This window comes from Deinococcus sp. Marseille-Q6407, assembly GCF_946848805.1.
In the GTDB taxonomy this organism is placed as follows: domain Bacteria; phylum Deinococcota; class Deinococci; order Deinococcales; family Deinococcaceae; genus Deinococcus.
The window spans coordinates 171,682-193,419 of record NZ_CAMPFU010000003.1 but is presented as its reverse complement, the minus strand read 5'-3'; the positions used below and the strand labels follow the sequence as shown (position 1 = coordinate 193,419).

Sequence of the window (21,738 nt, the reverse complement as noted above, 5' to 3'; positions counted from 1 at the left end):
GAAGACAAATGAAGTCGGGGGAGCGCCCGACCCGGAGGGCAGGAGAGGAGAAAAGACCTTGAATAAGGCAATCACTCAGGCTGGAACGCCCCGGCCAAGTTCGGGACCCGCAGGCCGCAGCTTGATTTATCTGGCCTGGGGCGCCCTGATCTACAACGTGGCCGTCATCTTGTGGGGGGCCGTGGTGCGCCTCAGCGGGTCTGGCGCCGGCTGTGGTGATCACTGGCCGCTGTGCGACGGTCAGGTGGTGCCGCTCAGCTTTACCGCCGAGCGGGTCATCGAATTCAGCCACCGCCTGACCAGCGGCGCCAGCGGGCTGCTGGCCCTGGGCCTGATTTTCCTGGCCTTCCGGCAAACTGACAAAGGCCACCCGGCACGGCTGGGTGCCGTTCTCAGTTTCGTTTTTCTGCTGTTGGAAGGTCTGGTGGGCGGCGTGCAGGTGCTGCTGAGCCTGACTGCCGACAGCACCGACCCGGCTCGCGGGCTGTTTCAGGGCGTCCACCTGGCCAACACCTTTGTATTGCTGGCGGTACTGCTGCTGACCGCGCTGTGGTCGTCCGGGTTTCCGGCGCTGCGGTTCAAGACTCTTACCGATGGCAAACGCCGCGCCCTGTGGGTGCTCGTCGGCGGCCTGGTGCTGACCCTGGTGGTCGGCATGACCGGCGCCGTGACGGCCCTGGGCGACCTGCTCTTCAAGCCGGCCCCCGGCACCCCGCTGGATACCATTCGCAACGATTACGGGCTGAACACCGGTTTCTTTGAGCGGCTGCGGGTGCTGCATCCCCTGCTGGCGGTAGGCACAGCCGGCTACCTGGTGTGGATGACGGCCCGGGTTCGTCAGTGGGTGCCCGGCCCGCAGGTCACGCTCTGGAGCAACCTGTTGCTGGGCACGGTCGCGGCGCAGGTGCTGGCCGGCGTGGTCAATGTGGGCCTGCGGGCGCCCGACGCCATGCAACTGCTGCATCTTCTGCTGGCCTGTATGCTGTGGCTTATGACGATCCTGCTGGGCTACTTCGCTCTCTTCGGCCGCCAGCCTCAGCCTGCTTCATGGCCGGGGCGGCCGGCATCCACGGCCGAGACGGCCGAAGTGGGGGTGACAGGATGACTGTAAGTGTTCCGGCGCCGGCAGGGGAGACCCCCTCGGCCAAGGCCACCTGGCGTGACTACCTTTCTCTGACCAAACCCAAAGTGATCAGTCTGCTGCTGTGGACCACCATCGCGGCCATGTTCATGGCGGCACAGGGCTGGCCGGGGCTGTGGCTGCTGATCGTGGTGGCCCTGGCCGGCTACGCCTCGGCCGGGTCGGCGGGCGTGTTCAACATGATCATCGACCGCGACATCGACCACCAGATGGCCCGCACGGCGCAGCGGCCCACCACCTCGGGGCTGATTTCCACCCGCAACGCCTTTATTTTCGGCACGGCGCTGCAGGTGGCGTCCTTTGCGGCGCTGTGGTTCTGGGCCACTCCACTGGCCGCCTGGATGAGCCTGGCGGGATTTTTCACCTACGTGGCGGTCTATACCCTCTGGCTCAAGCGCACCACCTGGCACAACATCGTGATTGGGGGCGCCGCCGGCTGCTTCCCGCCGCTGGTGGGCTGGGCGGCCGTGACCGGAGACCTGAACCTGTTCGCCGGGTTCCTGTTCGCCATCATCTTCTTCTGGACGCCGGTTCACTTCTGGGCGCTGGCCATGATGATTCAGGAAGACTACAAGACCGTGGGCATCCCCATGCTGCCGGTGGTGTACGGCAACCGCATGACGGCGGCGCAGATCGGGCTGTATGCCATTTACACCGTGGTCCTGTCGGTGATGCCGGTCTATTTCGGTGCAGTCAGCTGGCTGTACTTCTTCTCGGCGCTGGGCCTGGGCGGCTGGCTGCTGTGGCTGTCTTGGAAGCTGTACCGCTACGTGATGGCCGGCGGACAGCCCAGCAAGCAGGAAATGCTGCCGCTGTACCTCTATTCCATGCTGTATCTGGCGATGCTGTTCTTGGCTGGCGCCGCCGACCGGGTGCTGCTGGCCTGAAGGCTCTGCCTATCTAGAGAACCAAACAAGAAGCGGAACGGGAGCCCAGTGCCCTGTTCCGCTTCTTGTTTGCTGGACTCAGCTGCCTGGCATGAGCCGGGCAAATGTGCGCCCATGACGCTTTTGCTGAGGACAATTGACACCGCGTCAGGGTGGTCTGATAACGGAACGTGCGACTTCTGGCCTCCAGGAAGCGGCGCTGGAGACGGCCCGCTGTAGCCGGAGCCTGTCATTCCCTGGCTGACCAAACGTTCGGCAAGCCGCACGGCCGTCAGGAAAGGTGGTGGGCTCTAGCCCGGCGCTCTTTCTGTGGCGGCAAGATCCCCGCATGTTTCCGCCCAGGGGGAGACAACTTCAACATAGCCGTGGCATTCTTGCTTAGACTATGAAGCGAGGAAAGGAGAAATGTTGAACACCAAGCATACCTGTAGAGGCAGGTCAGCCGGGCCGCTGTCCAGAGGCATGCGGCGCATGTCGGTGGCGGCCGGGTTGCTGAGCCTTTCACTCCTGACAGGTTGTCAGGAGCACCAGCAGACCCTTACCATCGGTGACCAGTCTGCTCACTACAACACGGCCCTGTGGCAGCTGAGTACCGTGGCTATCGGCCTATCCATCATCATCTTCCTGGGTGTCTCGGCGCTGCTGTTCTATACCGTCTTCCGGTTCCGTGAGGACAAGAACGACGCAGAACCCCAGCAGTTCCACGGCAACAACAAGCTGGAAATGGTGCTGATCGGCTTCCCTGTGGTTATCGTGCTGCTGCTCAGTGTGCTGAGCGTGAGGACGATGGCCCAGACCACGCCCATCAAGGACAAGCAGATCGGCGCGAATATTACGGCGCTGGCCAAGCAGTTCTGGTGGAACTTCACCTACACCGACGCCAAGGCTGAAGCCGGCGGTGAAGTCTCCAACGGCAACGAACTGGTGATTCCTGCCGGTAACGACGGCGCGGGCAACCCGGTCAATACCAAGATGACCCTGCAGTCTGCCGATGTGGTCCACGAATTCTGGGCCCCCAACGTCGGCCCGCAGCGTCAGGCCATCCCCGGCTCTGAAAAAGTCTGGACGATCCACACCGACCGTCCCGCCATTTATCAGGGCAACTGTAGCTATCTGTGTGGTGCCAGCCACGCCAACATGCGCTTCAAAGTGGTGGCGCTGCCGCAGGCCGACTACGACACCTTTATCTCGGCGGCGCAGAAGTACTCGGCGCCCGTTCCGGCAGCCGGCAGCGCTGAAGAGCGCGGCTACAACCTGTTCCTGAACGGCAAGCCCGACACTGGCGCAGTCGCTTGTGCCTCGTGCCACCGCATTCAGGGCACCAAGGCCAACAGCCCGGTGGGCCCTGACCTGAGCTTCTTCGGCACTCGCCGCACCCTGGGTGCCGGCATGTGGCAGGCTCCCGTGCAAGAAGGCTGGAATGATCCCAAAGCCCATCAGCATCTGATCAACTGGATCACCCACAGCCCCAAGGTGAAGCCCGGCAGCCTGATGCCCACCTACGACGGCAGCGAGTATGTCGTCAACGGTCAAAAGCAAAAGGGCGGCACCCTGACTCCCGAGGAAATCTCGGATATTGCGGCCTTCCTCACGACCCTCAAACTGCCTGACGAAGCCAACTACTGGCAGAAGGCCAAGGTCTTTGACGACGCCACCATTTTGCCTGGAGGTCAAAAATGACGGTAAGACACTCACCTCAGGTGACCGAGCGTAAAGGCTTCGGAGCAGTCATCTGGGACATGATGAACACCGTGGACCACAAAAAGATCGGGCTGATGTACATCATCCTGTCTTTGATCGGTCTGGCGGTGGGCGGCTTCCTGGCGGTGGCGATTCGCCTCCAGCTGGCGCTGCCGGACCAGACGTTCCTGGTCGGGAATGTCTACAACCAGGTCCTGACCATGCACGCCGCGGTCATGCTGTTCTTCTTCCTGATTCCGATTGGTCTGTTCGGATTCGGTAACTACTTTCTTCCGCTGCAGCTGGGTGTGCGCGACGTTGCGCTACCGAGGCTGAACAACTTTGCGGTCTGGTCTTTCTTTTTCTCGCTGGTGCTGGTGCTGCTGGGTATTTTCGGCGGCGGTTACCCCACCGTGGGCTGGACCTTTTACTACCCGCTGACGCTGGACGGCAACCAGACCGGCGTGGCGATCTTCATGATGGCGATTCTGTTCAACGGCCTGGGCTCGCTGTTCGGGAGCGCCAACTTTGCCGCGACCATCATGAACCTGCGCGCCGAAGGCATGAGCCTATGGCAGATGCCCATCTTCGCGTGGTCGCTGTTCGCCACCGCCCTCTTGCAGCTGATCAGCCTCAGCGGCCTGACCGCCGCCGCGCTGACCACTTTCCTGGAAATCAAGCTGGGCCTGAGCATGTACAACGCCGATATCGGCGCTGCCCCGGTGATGTTCCAGCAATTCTTCTGGTTCTACTCGCACCCTGCTGTGTACGTGATGCTGCTGCCCTACCTGGGTATCGCCGCTGAAATCGCTTCCACCATGTCGCGCAAGCCGCTGTTCGGCTACCGCGTGATGGTGTACTCGATCATGGCCATCGTGTTCGTGTCGCTGCTGGTGTGGATCCACCACATGTTCGCCGTGGGTGTGCCTGAAGCTTGGCAGATCGCCTTCATGATCGCCACCTTGATCGTGGCCGTGCCGACCGGCGTGAAGCTCTTTAACCTGATCGGCACCCTCTGGGGCGGCCGCATCATGATGAAGATGCCCACCCTGTGGCTGATCGGCTTCCTGTTCAACTTCCTGATCGGCGGGATCACCGGCGTTTCGCTGGGCATGATTCCTTTCGACTATCAGGTGACCGCTTCGTACTACGTGGTGGCTCACTTCCACAACGTGATGATGTTCGGTACCGCCTTCCTGGCCATGGGCGCCCTGTACTACTGGTGGCCCAAGATGACCGGCCGTTTCCTGGACGAAAAGGTTGGCCGCGTCCACTTCTGGCTGTTCATGATCGGCTCCTGGATGACCTTCCTGCCCCAGTACATCCTGGGTCTGCTGGGTATGCCCCGCCGTTACTACACCTACCCGGCTGGCAACTACGCCTGGACCGAGCTGAACTTCATCAGCACCATCGGTGCACTGATGCTGCTGGTCGGCGGCGCCGTGTTGGTCTGGAACCTGCTGCAGAGCATGCGTAAGCCCATCACCGCCGGTCCCAACCCCTGGGGCGGCTACACCCTGGAATGGGCCACGTCCAGCCCCCCTCCTGCCTACAACTTCGCTGTGGAATTCCCCAAAAACTTCCCCTCCGAGCGTCCGCTGTACGACTGGGAAAAGAATGGCGACACCCTGACGCCGCTGGACCCCAAGACCATTCACTTGCCGGTGGATAGCCCCTGGCCTTTCCTGACCGCGTTCTCGCTGCTGCCGATGACCTTCGGTATGACCTTCGGCTGGTTCACTCCTTACCTGCCTTCGACCGGGCTGCAGACCTGGGGCGATATGACCGGTCTGTTTAAGTTCGCCTCTGTGCTGCTGTACCTGAGCATCCCGCTGTTCTTCTACGCGGTCTTCAAGTGGGCCGGCACCCGTGAATATGACGTTCCGGTGGCGCACCACGGCCTGACCAAGTATGAAAACGGCTTCCTGGGGATGTCCTGGTTCATCATCTCGGAAGTCACGCTGTTCGGCATTCTGCTCTCCGGCTTCATCTACTACCGCGCGACCGGCCTGGCCGTGCCGGACCCGGTCAGCCGCCCGGCCATGTGGCTGGCGATTCTGAACACCATCGTGCTGGTCAGCAGCTCGATCACGGTGCACACCGCCGAGCAGATGCAGCACCAGGGCCGCCACAAGTGGGCGCGTATCCTGCTGTTCATCACCCTGCTGCTGGGCGCACTGTTCCTGAGCTTCCAGGTGTACGAGTTCACCCTCTTCGGCCTGGAAAGCGACTGGAAACAGAACCTGTGGCAGTCCTGCTTCTTCATCATCGTGGGCCTGCACGGTCTGCACATCCTGATCGGTGCAACCGGCGTGGCGCTGCCGTTCTACCAGTCCATGACCGGTAAGATCGACAAGTACAACCACGGCTCGCTGGCCCCCGCCAGCCTGTACTGGCACTTGGTTGACGCGGTGTGGTTGCTGATCGTGATGCTGTTCTACGCCTGGTAAGCCCCCTTCTTTCCCGCTTCACGGCGCCCTCCCACTGTGGGGGGCGTTTTTTTGTGGGCTGAGTGGTGGGCTGGCCTGCGAAGGAGCGCTGCGGGACACTGCTCACGCGCTGGGGCCGTTACCCTGAGACAGTGAAATGGTTGACTCCCGCCCTGCTCCTGATTGCCGCCGTGCTGGCCGGCCTGCTGTTTTTCCGGCAGGCGGGGGCGCAGCCGCAGTACGGCACGTCCCTGGATGAACCCAAGCCTCTGCCCTCTGTGGCCCTGCTGGACGACCGGGGCCAGCCGGCCAACCTGAACGATTCGCACGGCAAACTGCGGCTGGTCTTTTACGGCTTTGTGCGCTGCCCGGATGTCTGCCCGGCCACCCTGAGTGTGCTGTCACGGACCTACGGGGGCCTGCGGCCGCAGCTGAAGGACAAGGTGCTAGTGCAGATGGTCAGTGTGGACCCGGCCAACGACCGCCCCGAGGTGCTGCGCCAGTACCTGGACCGCTTTGACCCGGCGTTCGCGGGACTGACCGGCGATACGGCTGCCATTGACCGGGCCGCGCGCGAGATGTTTGTGGGCGTGACCCGGCCGCCGTCACTGACCGACCACAGCCAGCACATGAACATGGGTGCCAGTCATACCGACCATGCCAGCGGTGCCTCGGCGTCTCAGGTGGCCACGGCTGAAGCGGCCAGCGGCGCAGCGACTGACCCGGCCGACACCGGCGCGGCCGAGGCGGCCATGCTGCACGGCGATCAGGTCAGCGTGGTGGACGCGCAGGGCAACTTTGTGCGGGTCTACGGCAATCAGGAAATCCTCTCCGGGCAGCTGGGCGAGGACCTGCCGGCGCTGGTGACGCAGTACGGCCCGAAATAATGGCCAGCGGCATCCCCGCTCTGTTTTCTTGCAGAGAAAAAAAGTAGAATATTGATTATGACTGCAACAGAATCAAACGACGCGGCTCTGCGGCCACGCTCGCTGACTGAATACGTGGGGCAGGCCAAGCTGAAAGACAAGCTGAGCGTGTACCTGCAGGCGGCCCGTGGGCGCGGCGAGGCGCTGGACCACACCTTGCTGTTTGGCCCGCCCGGGCTGGGCAAGACCACTCTGGCGCACATCATCGCCTATGAACTGGGCGTGAATATCCGGGTGACTTCCGGCCCCGCCATCGAGAAGCCGGGCGACCTGGCCGCTATCCTGACCAACTCGCTGGAAGAGGGCGACGTGCTGTTTATCGATGAAATCCACCGTCTGGGCCGGGTAGCCGAGGAGCATCTTTATCCGGCGATGGAGGATTTCAAGCTGGATATCGTGCTGGGGCAGGGCCCGGCGGCCCGCACCATCGAGCTGCCGCTGCCGCGCTTTACCCTGGTGGGGGCTACCACCCGCCCCGGCCTGATCACGGCGCCGATGCGCTCCCGCTTTGGCATCATCGAGCACCTGGAGTACTACACCGCCGAGGACATCGCCCAGAACCTGCTGCGCGACGCCCGGCTGCTGGGTTTTGAGCTGGACGAAGCGGCCGCGCTGGAAATCGGCGGACGCAGCCGCGGCACCATGCGAATTGCCAAGCGGCTCTTGCGGCGGGTGCGCGACTTCGCGGAAGTGGCCGGCGAACCCAGCATCACTCTGGCCCGCGCCCACGACGCGCTGGACAAGCTGGGCCTGGACAGCGCCGGGCTGGACGACCGCGACAAGAAGTACCTCGAAACCCTGATTCACCGCTTTGCCGGCGGGCCGGTGGGCCTGGATACCCTCGCCACGGCGATCAGCGAGGACGCGCTGACCCTGGAAGACGTGTACGAGCCGTTCCTGATACAGCTGGGTTTTATCAAGCGCACGCCGCGCGGCCGGGTGGCCACGGCGCACGCTTACGACCATCTGGGCCTACCGCCGGGCAACGAGCTGGGCTTTTACGTGAACTGAGTGGGTGGGGGTAAGGAGGCGGCCGGGCCGAGCCCCTTGCTACGCTGACGTTATGGCAGAAGTGCAGATGTTCGGCACCAAAAAGAGTCAAGGCGCCCGCGCCGCCGAGCGGTTTTTCAAGGAGCGCCGGGTCAAGATTCACTATGTGGACCTGACCCAGCGGCCGATGAGCAAAGGGGAGCTGACCCGCTTCGTGCAGAAGTTCGGGCTAAATGCCTTGCTGGACATGGAAGGCAAGGCTTACAAGGACGCCGGCCTGGAATACCTGCGCGTGACCGAGGACAGCCTGCTGCAAAAGATGCTGGACAACCCCGCTCTGCTGCGGCTGCCGCTGGTGCGCGGCGGCAAAGTGCTGGCGGTGGGCGACGACGCAGCCGCCAGGGCAGCCTGGGCCGAAATGACGGACTGAGGCGGGCTTCTCGTTACCTGGAACCGCCTACCGCCTAGAATTGGGGGTATGAAGCGAAGCCTTCCCCTGAGAGCAGCGCTGCTCGTCGCGGTGCCCTGGCTGGGTGCCTGTGACCAATCGCCGCAGAGCCAGACGCTGGACTGGCAGGCCCCCAGCGCCGCCGAGCAGCGGGCCTGGAAAGAGGCCGCCGGCACCGACCCGCAGCGAGACGCACCGGATATTCTGGCGGCCACCCTGGATTTCCCGGCGCAGACGCACACGGTGGCTTATGCCACGCTGCGGAGCGACCGTGACGGGGCCGAGGTGACCCTCAAGGACCTCAGCGCCGAGCTGAAAACCCGCTTTCCGCAGGGCCAGCCCAAAGGCGAGGTCTATCAGGAACGCTGGCTGGTGGGCCGCGCGCAGAACAGCCAATGCGCGCCCCAGCAACTGCGGCTGCTGACGATGGCCGGCGAGCTGCCTCCGCGCGAGGGCCAGGAGTGGACTGGCGCTCTGGGACTGCTGCCCGATCCGGAACCCTGCTCGGGTGTCCAGGCCGACGCTGTGAGTGCCAGCGTCCGGAAAAGCGGCCTGCAGCTGAACGAATGGAACGTGGTGCAGCGCACCGAACTGAGCAGCAAACAGGCTCAGCCGGTGGTCTACGCCGTGGCCGTTTACCCCACCGACGCGGCCCTGCCGCTACCGGCCGGAGCTGCGGCCGACGAACTGGTCTGGCTGGAAGGACGGGCTGGGGCACCCCTCGACTACGCCGGGCTGAAGCTGCCGGCCCTCCCCGACCCCCACGCGCCGCTGCCGGAGAAATAAAGCCGGGCGTGCCGTGTGAGGGGCGGCCAGCCCGGGTCAGACTGCTGGGTTAGGCTAGGCGCGCCGAACCAGGGTACGGAAGGTCATGTCGTAGCGGTTGCGTTCGTCGCTGGGGCGCTCCCGCTCGGCGGTGATGTCCCACTGGCCGGGCAGCTGCGGGAAAAAGGTGTCGCCGTTCAGCTGCGTGTGAATCAGGGTCAGTTCCACCCGGGTCAGGTCATCCAGATACAGCCGGTAGATTTTCTCGCCGCCGATGATGGCGATTTCTCCGCTTTCGCCCAGGTTCTCCTGCGCCAGGGCCAGCGCTTCCGCCGGGGAATGGGCCAGCAGCGCGCCTTCAGCCGGCAGGTCCGGTTGGCGGGTCAGCACGATGTTGGTGCGGCCCTTCAGGGCTTTGCCGCCCAGCGAATCCCAGACCCGGCGGCCCATGATGTTCGGTTTGCCCTGGCTCAGCCGCTTGAAGTGAGCGAAGTCAGCTGGCAGGTGCCAGGGCATGTCACCGTCCTTGCCGATCACACGGTTTTCGGTCATGGCGACGATGGCGACGAGAGCAGGAGAGTGACTGGACATGGCACTTTACAATGCCGCTTACGTTCCAGCTGGCGCAACTGACCCGCTTACCTCACCTGCTGCACCTTGATGCCAGCCGCTTCCAGAATGCCGGCGCCGCTGGGCAACCCGGCCCCCACCCGCGTCTGCTCGGTATAGTTCTGCGCGAACAGCACCCGGCTGATGCGTCTGGAATTGACGATCAGCCGGGCGCAGGTGGCGCAGGGTTCGTGGGTCACGTACAGGGTGTGGTTCTCGCCGTTCCAGTTGGCGGCCAGCAGGGCGTTGACCTCGGCGTGAATAAAGCCGCTGGCACCCTGCGTCAGGCTTTCGCGCTCGTTGGGTTCGCCGGCGGCGCGGCCGTTGTAGCCCACGCCCACCACCCGGTGATGATGGTCCAGGATGCAGGCCCCCACCTTGACCTTGGGGTCGGCCGAGCGGGTGGCCCACAGCCGGGCCGTATCCATGCCCAGCTGGTCGAAAGTGGGCCGGGCTTCGGCGCCGCTCATACCGCCACCTCGGCGCGGATGCCGGGGTGTGGCTCATACCCTTCCAGCTGAAAATCCTCGTACTGGAAACCGAAAATATCCTTGACTGCCGGGTTCAGGTGCATGGTGGGCAGCGGCCGGGGCTCGCGCGCCAGCTGCCGTTCCACCTGCGCCATGTGGTTGCTGTAGATGTGGCAGTCGCCGCCGGTCCAGATAAACTCGCCGGGTTCCAGGTCACAGACCTGCGCCACCATCATGGTGAGCAGCGCGTAACTGGCGATGTTGAACGGTACCCCCAGAAAGCTGTCGGCGCTGCGCTGGTACAGCTGGCAGCTCAGCCGCCCGTCTGCCACATAGAACTGAAACAGCAGGTGACAGGGCGGCAGGGCCATCTCGTCCACCTGCGCCACGTTCCAGGCCGACACGATCAGCCGCCTAGAATCGGGGTTCTGCCGGATCTGCTCAATCACCTGGGTGATCTGGTCGATCTGGCCGCCGTCACCGTCTGGCCAGCTGCGCCACTGCTGACCGTACACCGGTCCCAGCTCGCCCTGTTCATCGGCCCATTCGTCCCAGATGGTCACGCCGCGCTCCTGTAGCCACCGCACGTTGCTGTCGCCGCGCAGGAACCACAGCAGCTCGTAAATGATGCTCTTGAGATGAACCCGCTTGGTGGTGACCAGCGGAAAGCCCTGCTGCAGGTCAAACCGCATCTGATACCCGAACACCGAGTGGGTGCCGGTGCCGGTGCGGTCCATCTTGTCGGTGCCGTGATCCCGGATGTGCTGGAGAAAGTCGAGGTACTGGCGCATATGTTTTTTAGTGTAGGCCCGCAGTGCATCAGGAGAATGCCGGCGGGGAAAATGTTACGTTTGGCACAGCAAAGCTGCTCTTATGCCAGCAGCTTACATGAAGGCCGCTGAACTGCCGGGCAGTGTCATAAATCCGGCAGAGCCACTGCCTAATCTGAGACTGATCTGGTCTGGCGGTTGCCGCCGGGCCGCCCCACCTCTACCGAAGGAGCCTGCTGCCTATGTCTCTACTTTTTCCCCGCTTCCGCCTGCCGGCCCTCGGCGCTTCTCTGCTGGCGTTTTCGCTGAGCGCCTGCACCATGTCGCCCGCCAACAACGCCATCCCCGCCACCGACCTGCGCATCTGGCCGCCGTCGGTGACCCTGGCACCCGGCCAGAAGCAGACGGTGATGCTGGACCTGAATACCCGCGAGGGCGCTGGCCCCGGGCCTTATGTCATCAGTGTGGATCAGGTGCCCGGCACCCTGGAAATCCTGACCGAACCGGAGCAGCTTTCCAGCAAGGGCCGCGTTTACCTGACCCTCAAAGCCGCCGAACATGCCTAGAGCAGTCAGCACATCCTGACGGTTACGGTGACTGACCCCCAGGGCCGGGTGCTGCAAAGCCAGCTGCGGGCTTTCGTAGGACAGGACCGGCCCACGCCGATTCCTTACTTCCCGTCGTTCTGAGGCTCCTGCTGCCCCTTTGTGGGGGCGGCAGGTCGCCGCATTACCAGCCCCGCACCCGGGTGGGCAGATGGTACAGCCCGGTGCTGGCCGTAATGAACAGCTCGGTGCCGTCGGCCCCGCCGAAGCAGAGGTTGGCGGCGGTTTCGGGCAGCAGAATGCGGCCCAGTTCCTCGCCCTGGGGTGAGAACACATGAACGCCGTCGCCAGCGCTGCTCCAGATGCGGCCATCCGCGTCTACGCGCAGGCCGTCGGTCTTGCCCTGGTCCACCTGAAAAAAGCCCCCCTGATGCTCGGCCCGGTCACCGTCAATGCGGTAGAGGTGGGTGGCGGCCTGGTCGCCGGTATCCGACAGCAGCAGTTCGTTGGCCGAGCGGAACGCCAGGCCGTTGGGCTTGTGGCGGTCGGTGATGGGGCAGCTGAGGGTGCCGTCCGGGGCAATCCGGAACACGTAACGGCCCGGCAGTTCCATCTCGCCGCCGTAGCCTTCCTCGGGCTTGTCTATGCCGTAGGTGGGGTCGCTAAACCACAGGCTGCCGTCGGGGCTGAGAGCCACGTCGTTGGGGCTGTTCAGCCGCTGGCCCTGCCACTCGCTGGCCAGAGTGGTCCAGCGGCCGTCTTCTTCCTGGCGCAGCACCGCCCGGTCGCCGTGCGAGCAGGCCACCAGCCGGCCCTGTGCGTCCAGGCAGTGGCCATTCTGGTGGCGGCTGGGGTTCATCTCCTCGGCCAGGCCGCTGCCGGGGGTCCAGCGCCAGGTGCGGTCCTGCCGTACATCACTGAACACCACGCAGCCACGCGCCGGAATCCAGCAGGGGCCTTCGGTCCAGGTAAAGTCACCGGCCAGCCGGGTCAGTTCGGCGCCTTCAGGAAACAGGTCCAGGAACCCGCCCTGGGCGGCCTGGAACAGCGGGCTCACAGCCGCTTGTCTCCGGTGGGGTCAGTATCGAAGGTGGTACCGGTTTCGTTGCGGCCGTCACCCTCGGTCACGCCTTCGGGAATGCCACGGGTAGCGTCGTCTTCCTGGCGGAAGGGGTCGCCGCCCAGCGCAGTGCCGGCGTCGGTGGCCGGCTCGCTGGCGGGAATTACTCCGCGGCTGAGGGCCTCATCACCAGTCCAGTGGCTCTGGCTGCTCATGCCGTTGCCGGTGTCATGAGTGTCAGTACCGGTATCGGCATTCTGTTCGGGAGTGCGGTTTTTGTCGGTCATGCTTGCATGATGGCAAACCCGCCGGGGCGCCGGATGGGACTGGGCTAAAGGTTCGGCCGGAGCCCTTCTCTTGCCGGCACTGGGCAGACCAATTCTGTTACCCACGCAGGAACGCGGCCGGGGTGTTCGGCCAGCCGGGCCTGCCAGTGAGCCGCTCCACCCCACGGGGCCGCAAAGGGCGGTATGCTGACAGCGTTATGACCCGACCAGAAACCATCATGTCAGGTGGCAACGCGGCCTTTTTGGATGGGCTGTATGAGGACTATCTAGCAGATCCCCAGAGCGTCGACCCCGAGTGGCGCGCCTTTTTCGATGCTGAACGTGGCGGCGTGCAAGAAGCGCGGCACTCGGCCGTTCAGCAGGCCTTCTATGAGCTGGGCCGCCAGAGCCACGGCCGCACCGTCGTGGTCTCGCCGGCAGCTGCGGGCGAAGCCAGCGGTGCCCAGCAGGCCGTCAGCGGCTTGATCACTTCTCACCGCGTTTACGGCCATCTCCAGGCTGAGTTCGATCCCCTGGGTCTGCACGATAAGACCCTGGCGCCCGAGCTGAACCCCGAGTATTACGGCCTGAGCGCCAACCAGATGAACGAGCAGGTCAAAGACGGCCACTTCTCCGGCACGGTCAGCGAAGTGCTTCAGCAGCTGCGCAGCATCTACTGTGGCCCTATCGGCTACGAGTACAACTACCTGCCCAGCGAGGAACGCGAGTGGTTCCAGAACCGCATTGAAGTGCGCCGCGAGGGCCTCAGCAAGGATGAGAAGCTGCGCCTGCTGGACCGCCTGAACGCCGCCGAGGGCCTGGAAAAGTACCTCCACATCAAGTACGTGGGCCAAAAGCGCTTCTCGTTAGAAGGCAGCGAAAGCTTTATTCCGCTGCTGGACCGCCTGATCCAGCAGGCCGGCAAGACCGGCACCATCAAGGAAATCGTGCTGGGCATGGCCCACCGTGGCCGCCTCAACACCCTGGTCAACATTTTCGGGAAGCGCCCCAAGGACCTCTTCGACGAGTTCGAGGGCAAGAAGGTGCTCAGCGAGAACCCGGATATTTCCGGCGACGTGAAGTACCACCTGGGCTTTTCCAGCGACGTGGCCACCGCAAACGGTCCTCTGCACCTGGCGCTGGCCTTTAACCCCAGCCACCTGGAACTGGTGTCCCCGGTGGTGCACGGGTCCACCCGCGCCCGGCAGGACCGCCGCGACGAAACCCCCGACAAGATGCGCGAGGTTCGCCGCGACAACGTCCTGGCCATCACCGTCCACGGCGACGCTGCTGTGATCGGTCAGGGCGTGGTGATGGAAACACTGAACATATCGCGCCTGCGTGGCTTTACCACCGGCGGGGCCGTGCGCATCGTGATCAACAACCAGATCGGCTTTACCATCTCCGACGCGCGCGATAGCCGCTCCAGCCGCTACTGCACCGACGTGGCCAAGATCGCCAACGCCCCGGTGATGCACGTGAACGGCGACGACCTAGAAGCGGTGGCCTTTGCCGCTGACCTGGCCCTGGCTTACCGTCAGCAGTTCGGCAAGGACGTGTTCATTGACCTGGTGACCTTCCGCCGTCACGGCCACAACGAGGCCGACGATCCCACCATGACCCAGCCGATCATGTACAAGAAGGTCAAGGCGCACCCCGGCACCCTGGCGGTGTACGCCGACAAGCTGGTCAAGGAAGGCCTGATTGACGAGGCCGGCGTGAGGGCGATGGCCGACGACTACCGCGACCGCCTGGACCGCGGCGAGAGCGTGGTGGCCGAACTGACCGACGACACCGTGAGTGACCTGGGTCAGCGCTGGGCCGAGTACAAGCAGGCGGCCAAGGAATCCAACTGGCAGTCGGTGGCCGAAACCGCCGTGCCGGCAGAGAAGCTGGCCGAGCTGACCGACAAGATGACCACCTTTCCCGAAGGCTTCGAGCTGCACCGCGGCGTGAAGCGCGTGATGGAAGCCCGCCGCGCCATGAGCCGCGGTGAGCAGCCGGTGGACTGGGGTATGGGCGAAATGTTGGCCTACGCCACGCTGCTGGACGAAGGCTACAACGTGCGCCTGAGCGGTGAAGATTCTGGCCGTGGCACTTTCGTGCACCGCCACGCCGTGGTTCACGACCAGCGTGGACAGGACCCCCTGAAGGGTGACTACCTCAGCCTGGAATTCCTGCGCCCCGGCCAGGGCCGCGCCGAAGTGATTGATTCCACCCTCTCTGAAGAGGGCGTGCTGGCCTTCGAATACGGCTACTCTGGCTCGGCGCCCAACTCGCTGGTACTGTGGGAAGCGCAGTTCGGTGACTTTGCCAACGGCGCCCAGGCCGTGATTGACCAGTTCATCGCCGCCGGTGAAACCAAGTGGCTGGGCCTCAGCGGCATCACGCTGCTGCTGCCTCACGGCTACGAAGGTGCTGGCCCCGAGCACTCCAGCGCCCGCATTGAGCGTTACCTGCAGCTGTGCGCCCAGAACAACATGCAAGTGGCGGTGCCCAGCAGCGCCTCGCAGATTTTCCACCTGCTGCGCCGCCAGATGCGCCGTGGCTACCGCAAGCCGCTGATCGTCTTTACTCCCAAGAGCCTGCTGCGCAACAAGCGCGCCATGACTCCGCTGAGCGAACTGACCGACGGCCGTTTCCGCAACGTGATCGGTGACCCCGAAGTAGAGCAGGCCCGCCGCGTGGTGATCAGCTCCGGCAAGCTGCACTGGGAACTGTTCGACGCTCGCGAGGAAGACCGCGAGGGCTACCACGGCACTGCGCTGGTGCGGCTGGAACAGCTGTATCCCTTCCCGCAGGAGGAACTGGCCGCCGAACTGCGCCGTCACCCCGGCGCGCAGGTGGTCTGGTCACAGGAAGAACCTGAAAACCAGGGTGCTTGGCTGCTGATTCGTGAAGACCTGGAACGTACCCTGGCCGAACTGGGCCTGGGCCACACCCTGACCTACGTCAGCCGCCGCCGCGCCGCCAGCACCGCCACCGGGTACTCGCATGTGCATGCCAAGGAGCAGGCCAAGGTGATTGCCGACGCGCTGGGTGAAAAGGTCTCGCGTGAAGACTATGACGCGCAGGTAGAATTGACCAAGGAAGCCGGCGCTCAGGGCTGAGCCGGCCACTGTTTCTCCCCGCCCTTCCTCCTTTGCCCCCCCCTTTTCAGAGAGGTGAACAATGTCCGAAATTAAAGTTCCCGTATTTAGCGAATCCGTTTCCGAAGGCACCCTGCTGGGCTGGAACGTGCAGCCGGGTACCAGCGTCAAGCGCGGTGACGTGCTGGCCGAAATCGAAACCGACAAGGTCGTGCTGGAAGTTATCGCCCAGGAAGATGGCGTGCTCAAGAGCGTCACCAAGAACGAAGGCGACACCGTACTGAGCGAAGAAGTGCTGGGCGAACTGGCCGCCGGTGAAGCCGGCGCCGCCGCTCCTGCCCCGGCTGCTGCCAGCACCGAAACCAGCGCCGACCCCGCTCAGAGCGCCGGCGGCGAAAGCCAGGCCCGCGAACCCCAGGCGGTTCCGGCTCCGGCTGCCCAGAATGAGCGCCGCGAAGACCTGTCGCCGGCTGTGCGCAAGATCGTGGCCGAAAAGGGTCTGGACCCAGCCCAGGTGCCGGCCAGCGGTCCCCGCGGCAACATCACCAAGGCCGACGCCATGAACGCTCAGCCTGGTCAGGCCACGCAGGCCCAGACCAGCGCCCCGGCTGTGCAGCTGCCGGCCGGCGAACGCCCCGAAGAACGGGTGCAGATGACCCGGATTCGCCAGCGCATCGCCGAACGCCTCAAGGAAGTGCAGAACACCACCGCCATGCTGACCACCTTCAACGAGGTGGACATGAAGCCGATCATGGACCTGCGCAAGAAGTACCAGGATCAGTTCGTCGCCAAGCATGACGTGAAACTGGGCTTTATGAGCTTCTTCGTGCGTGCTGCCACCGAAGCTCTTAAGGCTTTCCCGGCGGTCAACGCCAGCGTGGACGGCAAAGACGTCATCTACCACGGCTTCTACGACATCGGTATCGCCGTGTCCACCGACCGCGGCCTGGTGGTGCCCATCCTGCGCGACACCGACCAGATGAGCCTGGCCGATATTGAAAAGGGCATCGGCGACTATGCCAAGAAGGCCCGTTCCAACAAGCTGAGCATGGAAGACATGAGCGGCGGCACCTTTACCATCACCAACGGCGGCACCTTCGGCTCAATGATGAGCACCCCGATCATCAACGCGCCCCAGAGCGCCATTTTGGGTATGCACAACATTGTGCAGCGCCCGGTGGTCGTGAACGGCGAAATCGTGATTCGCCCGATGATGTACGTGGCCCTCAGCTACGATCACCGCATCATTGACGGCAGCGAAAGCGTGCGTTTCCTGGTCACCATCAAGAACCTGCTGGAAGACCCGGCCCGCCTGCTGCTGGACATCTGAGACTTCCCCGGCCTTGTCAGTCACCAGCCCTCCAGGGGGCTGGTTTTTTTGGTGCTGAGGGGCCGCGCAGCTGTAGGGCTTTTGTAGACCCGGGCTGCTTATGATGACGGGCATGACAGCAGCGAGCGGCAATCTGAGCGGGCGTTTCGGTTCCCTGGACAGCGGATATGACCTTCAGGGACAGTGGACCGGCCAGGAATTCCGGGGCCGGATCGGCAGTTTCCTGAACGGTATGGATATCCGCATCGGGGCGGCGCCAGCGGGCTTGGGCGGCCGGGTAGGCGGCGTCAGCTACGGCTTTGATGTCTCGGCCAGTGTGGGCGGCACCCGCATGTCCGGCCGGCTGGGCAGCTACCTGGAGGGGCTGGATTTCGTGCTGGACTTTACCCCTGAAGGCGCCAGCGGCCGCTTGGGCGGCGTCACCGACGGACAGGACCTCAGTTTCCGTGTGTACGGTGCCGAGGCACGTGGCCGCATTGGCGGTGTCAGTGACGGGTTCGATGTGCGAATGGACCTGGGTGCGGTGCCCTTTCCACTGGCGGCCCTGCTGGCCCTCTGCGCTTTCTGGATGCAGCAGCAGGGCTTCTCTGGCGTCGTACAACCGGACTGAGCTGAGGCGGCACTGCGCCGGCAGTTTCCCCGCGCCTGAACAGCTGCCTACCCTGGTAGACCAAAAAGCCGAAGCCCGCCGCAGCAGGGTGCTGGGCGGGCCTCGGGTGGTTTTCAGTGAAGGGGCGCGGCGGCTGGACCGTCGCTGTCTGGACGGCTCAGCCATTGCCGGTCTGGCTGTGCCGCCGCGCACTGCGCCAGGTCGCGGAAGGCCCGGGCTTTGGCATTCAGGTTCATCTGCTCATAGCACTCAGCCAGCCGCAGGGCAAAAAACTGCACCGCCTGACAGTCCTCTCGCCGCTCTGCCGTTTCCAGGCAGCTGCGATAATGCATCACCGCCAGATGGTACCGTGCTTCCTGTGCCGCACGTTCGGCCCGGCAATGGCTGAGCCGCAGAGTAACGATGTCCTTGGCCTGTGAGCGCATACCCCTACTCTAACCACCCCAGCGCGCTTAACAATGCAAGATGAGTCAGGGTTGCCCTGACAAATGCAGTGTCAGACGCATTCGATTTCCCGAATATGTGAAAACTGTGTGGGCGTTCATTCGCCTTTATGTTTCTGGCCTCCCCCCTCCGCCGGCTCAGCTTTCCGAGGCGCGAACTTTCAGCTCGGGGTAACTGGTGACGGTCAGCCGGACCTGCATCTCCTGGCCGGGGCCTGCGGGCGTGGTCATGGGGAGGTCCAGCGCCAGTTCCGGAATCAGCAAGATGGCCTGTGGCCCGCGTTTTTCGACCACCACGGCATCCCAGATTTTTTCCGGCTGGGCCGCGATAAAGCGCAGGGTGTGGTGCCGGCGGCTGAGGCGCTCGGCGGTGCGGGTGCCGGCCGAGCCGATGCCAGCCTCCGCAATGTGTGAGGCTACTTCGCGCCCCGACATGGGCTCCTGGCCGCTCAGGTGCGCGCGTAGCTGCTGGTGCACCACCAGGTCCAGATAACGCCGCATCGGGCTGGTGGCCTGGGTGTAGAGGTCCAGGCCCATGCCCGCGTGTGCGCCGGGCGCCGACTGAAAGCGGGTGCGGCTCAGCGATTTGCGCCGGGCCCAGTGGGCGGTCATGCTTTCGCCGCTCACCTCGCGGTGAGGAGGGTCCTGGGTGGCAAAGGGAACCGGCAGTTCAAAGTCGTCGGCGTAGATGGCGGCCCCCCAGCCGGCCAGCGTCATGCATTCCTGCACCACGGCGCGCATTTCGGGTCGGGGCAGCGGCAACACCTGGGCGCCGTTATCGTCGGCCTTGACCCGCACTTCGGGCAGGTCGATGCTGACGGCGCCTTCCTCGAAGCGGATGTCGCGGCTGACCCGGGCCAGCTCGGCCAGCCGGGTGAATTCGGGGTGGCCCTGCTCGTACATGGCCTGCGCCTGATCGTAGCTGAGCCGCTGCACTCGTACGCGGGTCAGGTGAACTTCTACCGCCTCGGCGTTGCCGTCGGCGTCCAGGTCCAGCGCAATGGACAGGGCCGGGCTGATTTCGCTCAGGCCCAGGCCAGCTTGCTCGACCAGCGCCTCCGGGAGCATATGAATGGTGCGGTCGGGCAGATAAAGGGTGGCACCGCGGGCACGGGCTTCCAGGTCCAGCGGGCTGCCGGGGGTGACCAGGGCGGCCACATCGGCCACGTGCACCCACAACCGGGTCAGGCCGCCCGGCAATTCCTCCACGCTGAGGGCGTCGTCGGGGTCCTGGTTGCCCTCGTCGTCAATGGCAAAAGCCGGCAGGTGGGTCAGGTCCAGCCGCTCCTCGTCGGGCCAGGCGGGCACCGGCAACTCCACCGCGCTCAGCGCCGTGCCCAGCCGCTCGGCGTAAGGAGTCTGGGTTTCGGTCCAGCGGCCAGCGTCCAGCAGCAGGGCGTGGGCGCTTTCGGGCGTTTCGGGGCGGCCCAGGTCACGCAGGGTGCGCGACTTGTCCTGTTTGCCGCGGGCCAGCAGCTCCACATCGGTCCACTGCGCCGCACTCAGTTCGCTCGGGTTGAGAGAATCGGTCATCCTGGCAAGGTAGCAGAAGTCCCCTCATCACTGCCGCCCGAAGCTGATCGCAGCAGCGACTGACATAAAAAAACCCGCTCACTCGGAGCGGTTATGTTGAATACTCTAGCACAGTATGCAGTATTCGTCAAGCTTATAAGCCCAGCGCCGTTGCCAGAGCCGGACTTCAGGGACGGCGACTGGCCGGAGCGAGTGAGCAGTTGAGGGTATACACACCGTCGGCGCGGCGTTCCTGCTGGCTAAACAGCGGCAAAACCGTATCCAGCAGAGCAAAGCGGGTCAGATGGTCACTGTCGGTCTCGAAGCGCACCCGGGCACCCGGCAGGAAAGCCTGGAGATCCTGAGTAAACGCCTTGGCACTTGCGGCCGCTTCTGCAAACTGTGCTGAGCTGAAACGGCCGGCGGCGCGGTCCACGCTGTACTCGCCGGCGCAGGGCTGACCGGAGAACTTCAGAGCGGCGGCGCTGATTTCCTTTTCCCACTGCGGGGGCAGCGGGAGACTTTCGGGCAGCGCCTGGGCCGAGGCGGGTGCGGCGGCGCAGAGGGCGAGGGCAGCCACCAGACAGATTTTGGGGGTCATGGCAACAGGATAGGGGAGTGGAGGCTTGCTCTAGTGCAGGCGCGGCAGCAGCGTTACTATGGCGGCAATAGTCAGTACGCTGCCCAGGGTGCTGAGGGTGGCGACGCCCGCGACCGTGTCGGTGTCGGCGCCGTACTCGCGGGCAATCAGCAGGGCATTCACGGCGGTGGGCATACTGGCCGAGAGCACCAGCACCTGCAGGTTCTGAGCGTCCAGCCCCAGCGCCTTGCCGGCGGCGTACCCGATCAGGGGGCCGCCGATCAGCCGGCCAGCGGTGCCCAGCCACAGCGACTGCGTGAGCCGGGGCCAGCCACCGGCACCCAGTTGCAGGCCCAGCGCCAGCAGCACCATCGGCAGGGTGGCCTGACTGAGCAGCGAGACCCCGCGGCTCAGCCCCTCGGGGAGCGTGAGGTGCAGCGCCCGCAGAATCACGGCAAGCAGCGCCACCCACAGCGCCGGGAGCCGCGCGATGCCCCCCACGGCGGCGCGCAGGTCGGTGCTGGGCCGGCCCAGGGTATAGACCAGCGGGCCAAAGACATACATGCCCACGAACGACGCCAGAAACAGCAGCGTGGCCCGCTCGAAGCCTGCCTGCCCGAAGGTGAACAGGGCGATAGGAAGACCCATATTGCCGCTGTTCCAGATGCCGACGGCGGCGCTCAGGCTGCGGCGTTCGGCGTCGGGGCGGCCCCAGCCGAACAGCCAGCCCAGCGCCAGACACAGCAGCGAAGTGAGCAGGTAAGCGGTGCCCAGCTGCAGCGCCTCACCGGCTTGCACCGGCGTTTTCAGAACCACGTCCAGCACCAGTGCGGGCGACAGCAGGTACAGCGTGATGCGAGAGATGGACTGCTGGTCAATCGGAAAGCGGGAAGCCAGCAGCGCGCCCAGCCCGGCCACCAGAATGACCGGCAGCAGAACGTTGGTAAGGGCGGTGAGCATTCCGCCATAGTGCCACATGCGGTCCCAGCGCCGAGCAGCAGACTGTGGTTCAGGCAATAAAAAACCCGCTCACTCGGAGCGGTTACGTTAAATACTCTAGCGCGCTATGCAGTATTCGTCAAGGGTATGCGGGGCACAGCCTAGCCCTCTGACCGGGGCAACCGCTACAACCACCAGCCGCCTCCGGGCAGGAAAAGCGGCTGGCAGCGGGCCTCTTCTTTGCTGCGG

At 64.4% G+C, this 21,738-nt stretch carries 21 protein-coding genes; 12 read left to right on the top strand and 9 right to left on the bottom strand.

Annotation, left to right across the window (positions count from 1 at the left end):
- Positions 1-58: 58 nt before the first annotated feature.
- The 8 genes from OCI36_RS07995 (at position 59) to OCI36_RS07960 (ending at position 9,287) form a co-directional block, all read left to right on the top strand.
- A complete protein-coding gene (locus OCI36_RS07995) occupies positions 59-1,105 on the top strand; it encodes a COX15/CtaA family protein (RefSeq protein WP_261664571.1) in 1,047 nt (348 codons plus the stop codon).
- Positions 1,102-2,028: a heme o synthase gene (locus tag OCI36_RS07990; RefSeq protein WP_261664570.1), complete on the top strand. Its 927-nt coding sequence runs from the start codon at positions 1,102-1,104 to the stop codon at positions 2,026-2,028. The genes OCI36_RS07995 and OCI36_RS07990 overlap by 4 nt, the downstream gene beginning before the upstream one ends.
- A gap of 462 nt (positions 2,029-2,490) precedes the next feature.
- Positions 2,491-3,708, top strand: coding sequence for a cytochrome c oxidase subunit II (gene coxB, locus OCI36_RS07985; RefSeq protein ID WP_261664569.1), 1,218 nt, complete (start codon positions 2,491-2,493; stop codon positions 3,706-3,708).
- The gene (locus tag OCI36_RS07980; protein ID WP_261664568.1) at positions 3,705-6,158 is read left to right on the top strand and encodes a cbb3-type cytochrome c oxidase subunit I; all 2,454 of its coding nucleotides are present in this window, start codon (positions 3,705-3,707) and stop codon (positions 6,156-6,158) included. Before coxB ends, OCI36_RS07980 begins: the two co-directional genes overlap by 4 nt.
- A gap of 131 nt (positions 6,159-6,289) precedes the next feature.
- On the top strand, positions 6,290-7,024 hold the full coding sequence (locus OCI36_RS07975; protein ID WP_261664567.1) for an SCO family protein: 735 nt from the start codon (positions 6,290-6,292) through the stop codon (positions 7,022-7,024).
- 57 nt (positions 7,025-7,081) lie between these two features.
- Positions 7,082-8,074, top strand: a complete 993-nt coding sequence (gene ruvB / locus OCI36_RS07970; protein WP_261664566.1) for a Holliday junction branch migration DNA helicase RuvB — start codon at positions 7,082-7,084, stop codon at positions 8,072-8,074.
- Positions 8,075-8,126: 52 nt separating this feature from the next.
- Complete coding sequence (locus tag OCI36_RS07965; protein ID WP_261664565.1) at positions 8,127-8,483, top strand: ArsC/Spx/MgsR family protein; 357 nt, start codon at positions 8,127-8,129, stop codon at positions 8,481-8,483.
- A gap of 48 nt (positions 8,484-8,531) precedes the next feature.
- Positions 8,532-9,287, top strand: a complete 756-nt coding sequence (locus tag OCI36_RS07960) for a hypothetical protein (protein WP_261664564.1) — start codon at positions 8,532-8,534, stop codon at positions 9,285-9,287.
- Between the two features lie 54 nt (positions 9,288-9,341).
- Here the strand turns inward: OCI36_RS07960 and OCI36_RS07955 are convergent, their stop codons facing one another.
- From OCI36_RS07955 to OCI36_RS07945, 3 genes are read right to left on the bottom strand one after another with little or no spacing between them, the layout of a single operon-like run.
- Positions 9,342-9,857, bottom strand: a complete 516-nt coding sequence (locus tag OCI36_RS07955; protein ID WP_261664563.1) for a dihydrofolate reductase — start codon at positions 9,855-9,857, stop codon at positions 9,342-9,344.
- A 47-nt stretch (positions 9,858-9,904) separates the two neighbouring features.
- Positions 9,905-10,345 carry a dCMP deaminase family protein gene (locus tag OCI36_RS07950; protein ID WP_261664562.1) on the bottom strand — a complete coding sequence of 147 codons (441 nt, stop codon included), beginning with the start codon at positions 10,343-10,345 and terminating at the stop codon, positions 9,905-9,907.
- Entirely contained in the window at positions 10,342-11,136 is a 795-nt protein-coding gene (locus OCI36_RS07945) for a thymidylate synthase (RefSeq protein WP_261664561.1), read from the bottom strand. The genes OCI36_RS07950 and OCI36_RS07945 overlap by 4 nt, the downstream gene beginning before the upstream one ends.
- 221 nt (positions 11,137-11,357) lie before the next feature.
- Between OCI36_RS07945 and OCI36_RS07940 the strand changes: the two genes are divergently transcribed.
- Positions 11,358-11,681, top strand: coding sequence for a hypothetical protein (locus OCI36_RS07940; protein WP_261664560.1), 324 nt, complete (start codon positions 11,358-11,360; stop codon positions 11,679-11,681).
- A 163-nt stretch (positions 11,682-11,844) separates the two neighbouring features.
- On the opposite strand, the gene OCI36_RS07935 is transcribed toward OCI36_RS07940, so the two are convergent.
- Both OCI36_RS07935 and OCI36_RS07930 read right to left on the bottom strand, forming a co-directional pair.
- Entirely contained in the window at positions 11,845-12,717 is an 873-nt protein-coding gene (locus tag OCI36_RS07935; protein ID WP_261664559.1) for an SMP-30/gluconolactonase/LRE family protein, read from the bottom strand.
- Positions 12,714-13,007: a hypothetical protein gene (locus OCI36_RS07930; protein ID WP_261664558.1), complete on the bottom strand. Its 294-nt coding sequence runs from the start codon at positions 13,005-13,007 to the stop codon at positions 12,714-12,716. Before OCI36_RS07930 ends, OCI36_RS07935 begins: the two co-directional genes overlap by 4 nt.
- A gap of 197 nt (positions 13,008-13,204) precedes the next feature.
- Here OCI36_RS07930 and OCI36_RS07925 point away from each other — a divergent pair, with 197 nt between their 5' ends.
- The 3 genes from OCI36_RS07925 (at position 13,205) to OCI36_RS07915 (ending at position 18,015) form a co-directional block, all read left to right on the top strand.
- Positions 13,205-16,096 (top strand): 2-oxoglutarate dehydrogenase E1 component, encoded by a 2,892-nt coding sequence (locus tag OCI36_RS07925; protein WP_261664557.1) that lies wholly within the window; start codon positions 13,205-13,207, stop codon positions 16,094-16,096.
- 61 nt (positions 16,097-16,157) lie between these two features.
- The gene (odhB, locus tag OCI36_RS07920) at positions 16,158-17,405 is read left to right on the top strand and encodes a 2-oxoglutarate dehydrogenase complex dihydrolipoyllysine-residue succinyltransferase (RefSeq protein ID WP_261664556.1); all 1,248 of its coding nucleotides are present in this window, start codon (positions 16,158-16,160) and stop codon (positions 17,403-17,405) included.
- Between the two features lie 112 nt (positions 17,406-17,517).
- Positions 17,518-18,015 carry a hypothetical protein gene (locus OCI36_RS07915; protein ID WP_261664555.1) on the top strand — a complete coding sequence of 166 codons (498 nt, stop codon included), beginning with the start codon at positions 17,518-17,520 and terminating at the stop codon, positions 18,013-18,015.
- Positions 18,016-18,128: 113 nt separating this feature from the next.
- On the opposite strand, the gene OCI36_RS07910 is transcribed toward OCI36_RS07915, so the two are convergent.
- From OCI36_RS07910 to OCI36_RS07895, 4 genes are all read right to left on the bottom strand, one after another.
- Positions 18,129-18,440: a hypothetical protein gene (locus OCI36_RS07910; protein ID WP_261664554.1), complete on the bottom strand. Its 312-nt coding sequence runs from the start codon at positions 18,438-18,440 to the stop codon at positions 18,129-18,131.
- A gap of 156 nt (positions 18,441-18,596) precedes the next feature.
- Positions 18,597-19,991, bottom strand: coding sequence for an RNB domain-containing ribonuclease (locus tag OCI36_RS07905; RefSeq protein ID WP_261664553.1), 1,395 nt, complete (start codon positions 19,989-19,991; stop codon positions 18,597-18,599).
- Positions 19,992-20,157: 166 nt separating this feature from the next.
- The gene (locus OCI36_RS07900; RefSeq protein ID WP_261664552.1) at positions 20,158-20,571 is read right to left on the bottom strand and encodes a hypothetical protein; all 414 of its coding nucleotides are present in this window, start codon (positions 20,569-20,571) and stop codon (positions 20,158-20,160) included.
- 30 nt (positions 20,572-20,601) lie between these two features.
- A complete protein-coding gene (locus OCI36_RS07895) occupies positions 20,602-21,510 on the bottom strand; it encodes an AEC family transporter (protein ID WP_261664551.1) in 909 nt (302 codons plus the stop codon).
- Positions 21,511-21,738: the final 228 nt, after the last annotated feature.

Bases quoted from the DNA above. Each gene is read 5' to 3' on its own strand.
- OCI36_RS07990 (WP_261664570.1), top strand. From the start codon at position 1,102: ATGACTGTAAGTGTTCCGGCGCCGGCAGGGGAGACCCCCTCGGCCAAG.
- coxB (WP_261664569.1), top strand. From the start codon at position 2,491: ATGCGGCGCATGTCGGTGGCGGCCGGGTTGCTGAGCCTTTCACTCCTG.
- OCI36_RS07980 (WP_261664568.1), top strand. From the start codon at position 3,705: ATGACGGTAAGACACTCACCTCAGGTGACCGAGCGTAAAGGCTTCGGA.
- ruvB (WP_261664566.1), top strand. From the start codon at position 7,082: ATGACTGCAACAGAATCAAACGACGCGGCTCTGCGGCCACGCTCGCTG.
- OCI36_RS07965 (WP_261664565.1), top strand. From the start codon at position 8,127: ATGGCAGAAGTGCAGATGTTCGGCACCAAAAAGAGTCAAGGCGCCCGC.
- OCI36_RS07960 (WP_261664564.1), top strand. From the start codon at position 8,532: ATGAAGCGAAGCCTTCCCCTGAGAGCAGCGCTGCTCGTCGCGGTGCCC.
- OCI36_RS07955 (WP_261664563.1), bottom strand. From the start codon at position 9,857: ATGTCCAGTCACTCTCCTGCTCTCGTCGCCATCGTCGCCATGACCGAA.
- OCI36_RS07950 (WP_261664562.1), bottom strand. From the start codon at position 10,345: ATGAGCGGCGCCGAAGCCCGGCCCACTTTCGACCAGCTGGGCATGGAT.
- OCI36_RS07945 (WP_261664561.1), bottom strand. From the start codon at position 11,136: ATGCGCCAGTACCTCGACTTTCTCCAGCACATCCGGGATCACGGCACC.
- OCI36_RS07940 (WP_261664560.1), top strand. From the start codon at position 11,358: ATGTCTCTACTTTTTCCCCGCTTCCGCCTGCCGGCCCTCGGCGCTTCT.
- OCI36_RS07930 (WP_261664558.1), bottom strand. From the start codon at position 13,007: ATGACCGACAAAAACCGCACTCCCGAACAGAATGCCGATACCGGTACT.
- OCI36_RS07925 (WP_261664557.1), top strand. From the start codon at position 13,205: ATGACCCGACCAGAAACCATCATGTCAGGTGGCAACGCGGCCTTTTTG.
- odhB (WP_261664556.1), top strand. From the start codon at position 16,158: ATGTCCGAAATTAAAGTTCCCGTATTTAGCGAATCCGTTTCCGAAGGC.
- OCI36_RS07915 (WP_261664555.1), top strand. From the start codon at position 17,518: ATGACAGCAGCGAGCGGCAATCTGAGCGGGCGTTTCGGTTCCCTGGAC.
- OCI36_RS07910 (WP_261664554.1), bottom strand. From the start codon at position 18,440: ATGCGCTCACAGGCCAAGGACATCGTTACTCTGCGGCTCAGCCATTGC.
- OCI36_RS07905 (WP_261664553.1), bottom strand. From the start codon at position 19,991: ATGACCGATTCTCTCAACCCGAGCGAACTGAGTGCGGCGCAGTGGACC.
- OCI36_RS07900 (WP_261664552.1), bottom strand. From the start codon at position 20,571: ATGACCCCCAAAATCTGTCTGGTGGCTGCCCTCGCCCTCTGCGCCGCC.
- OCI36_RS07895 (WP_261664551.1), bottom strand. From the start codon at position 21,510: ATGCTCACCGCCCTTACCAACGTTCTGCTGCCGGTCATTCTGGTGGCC.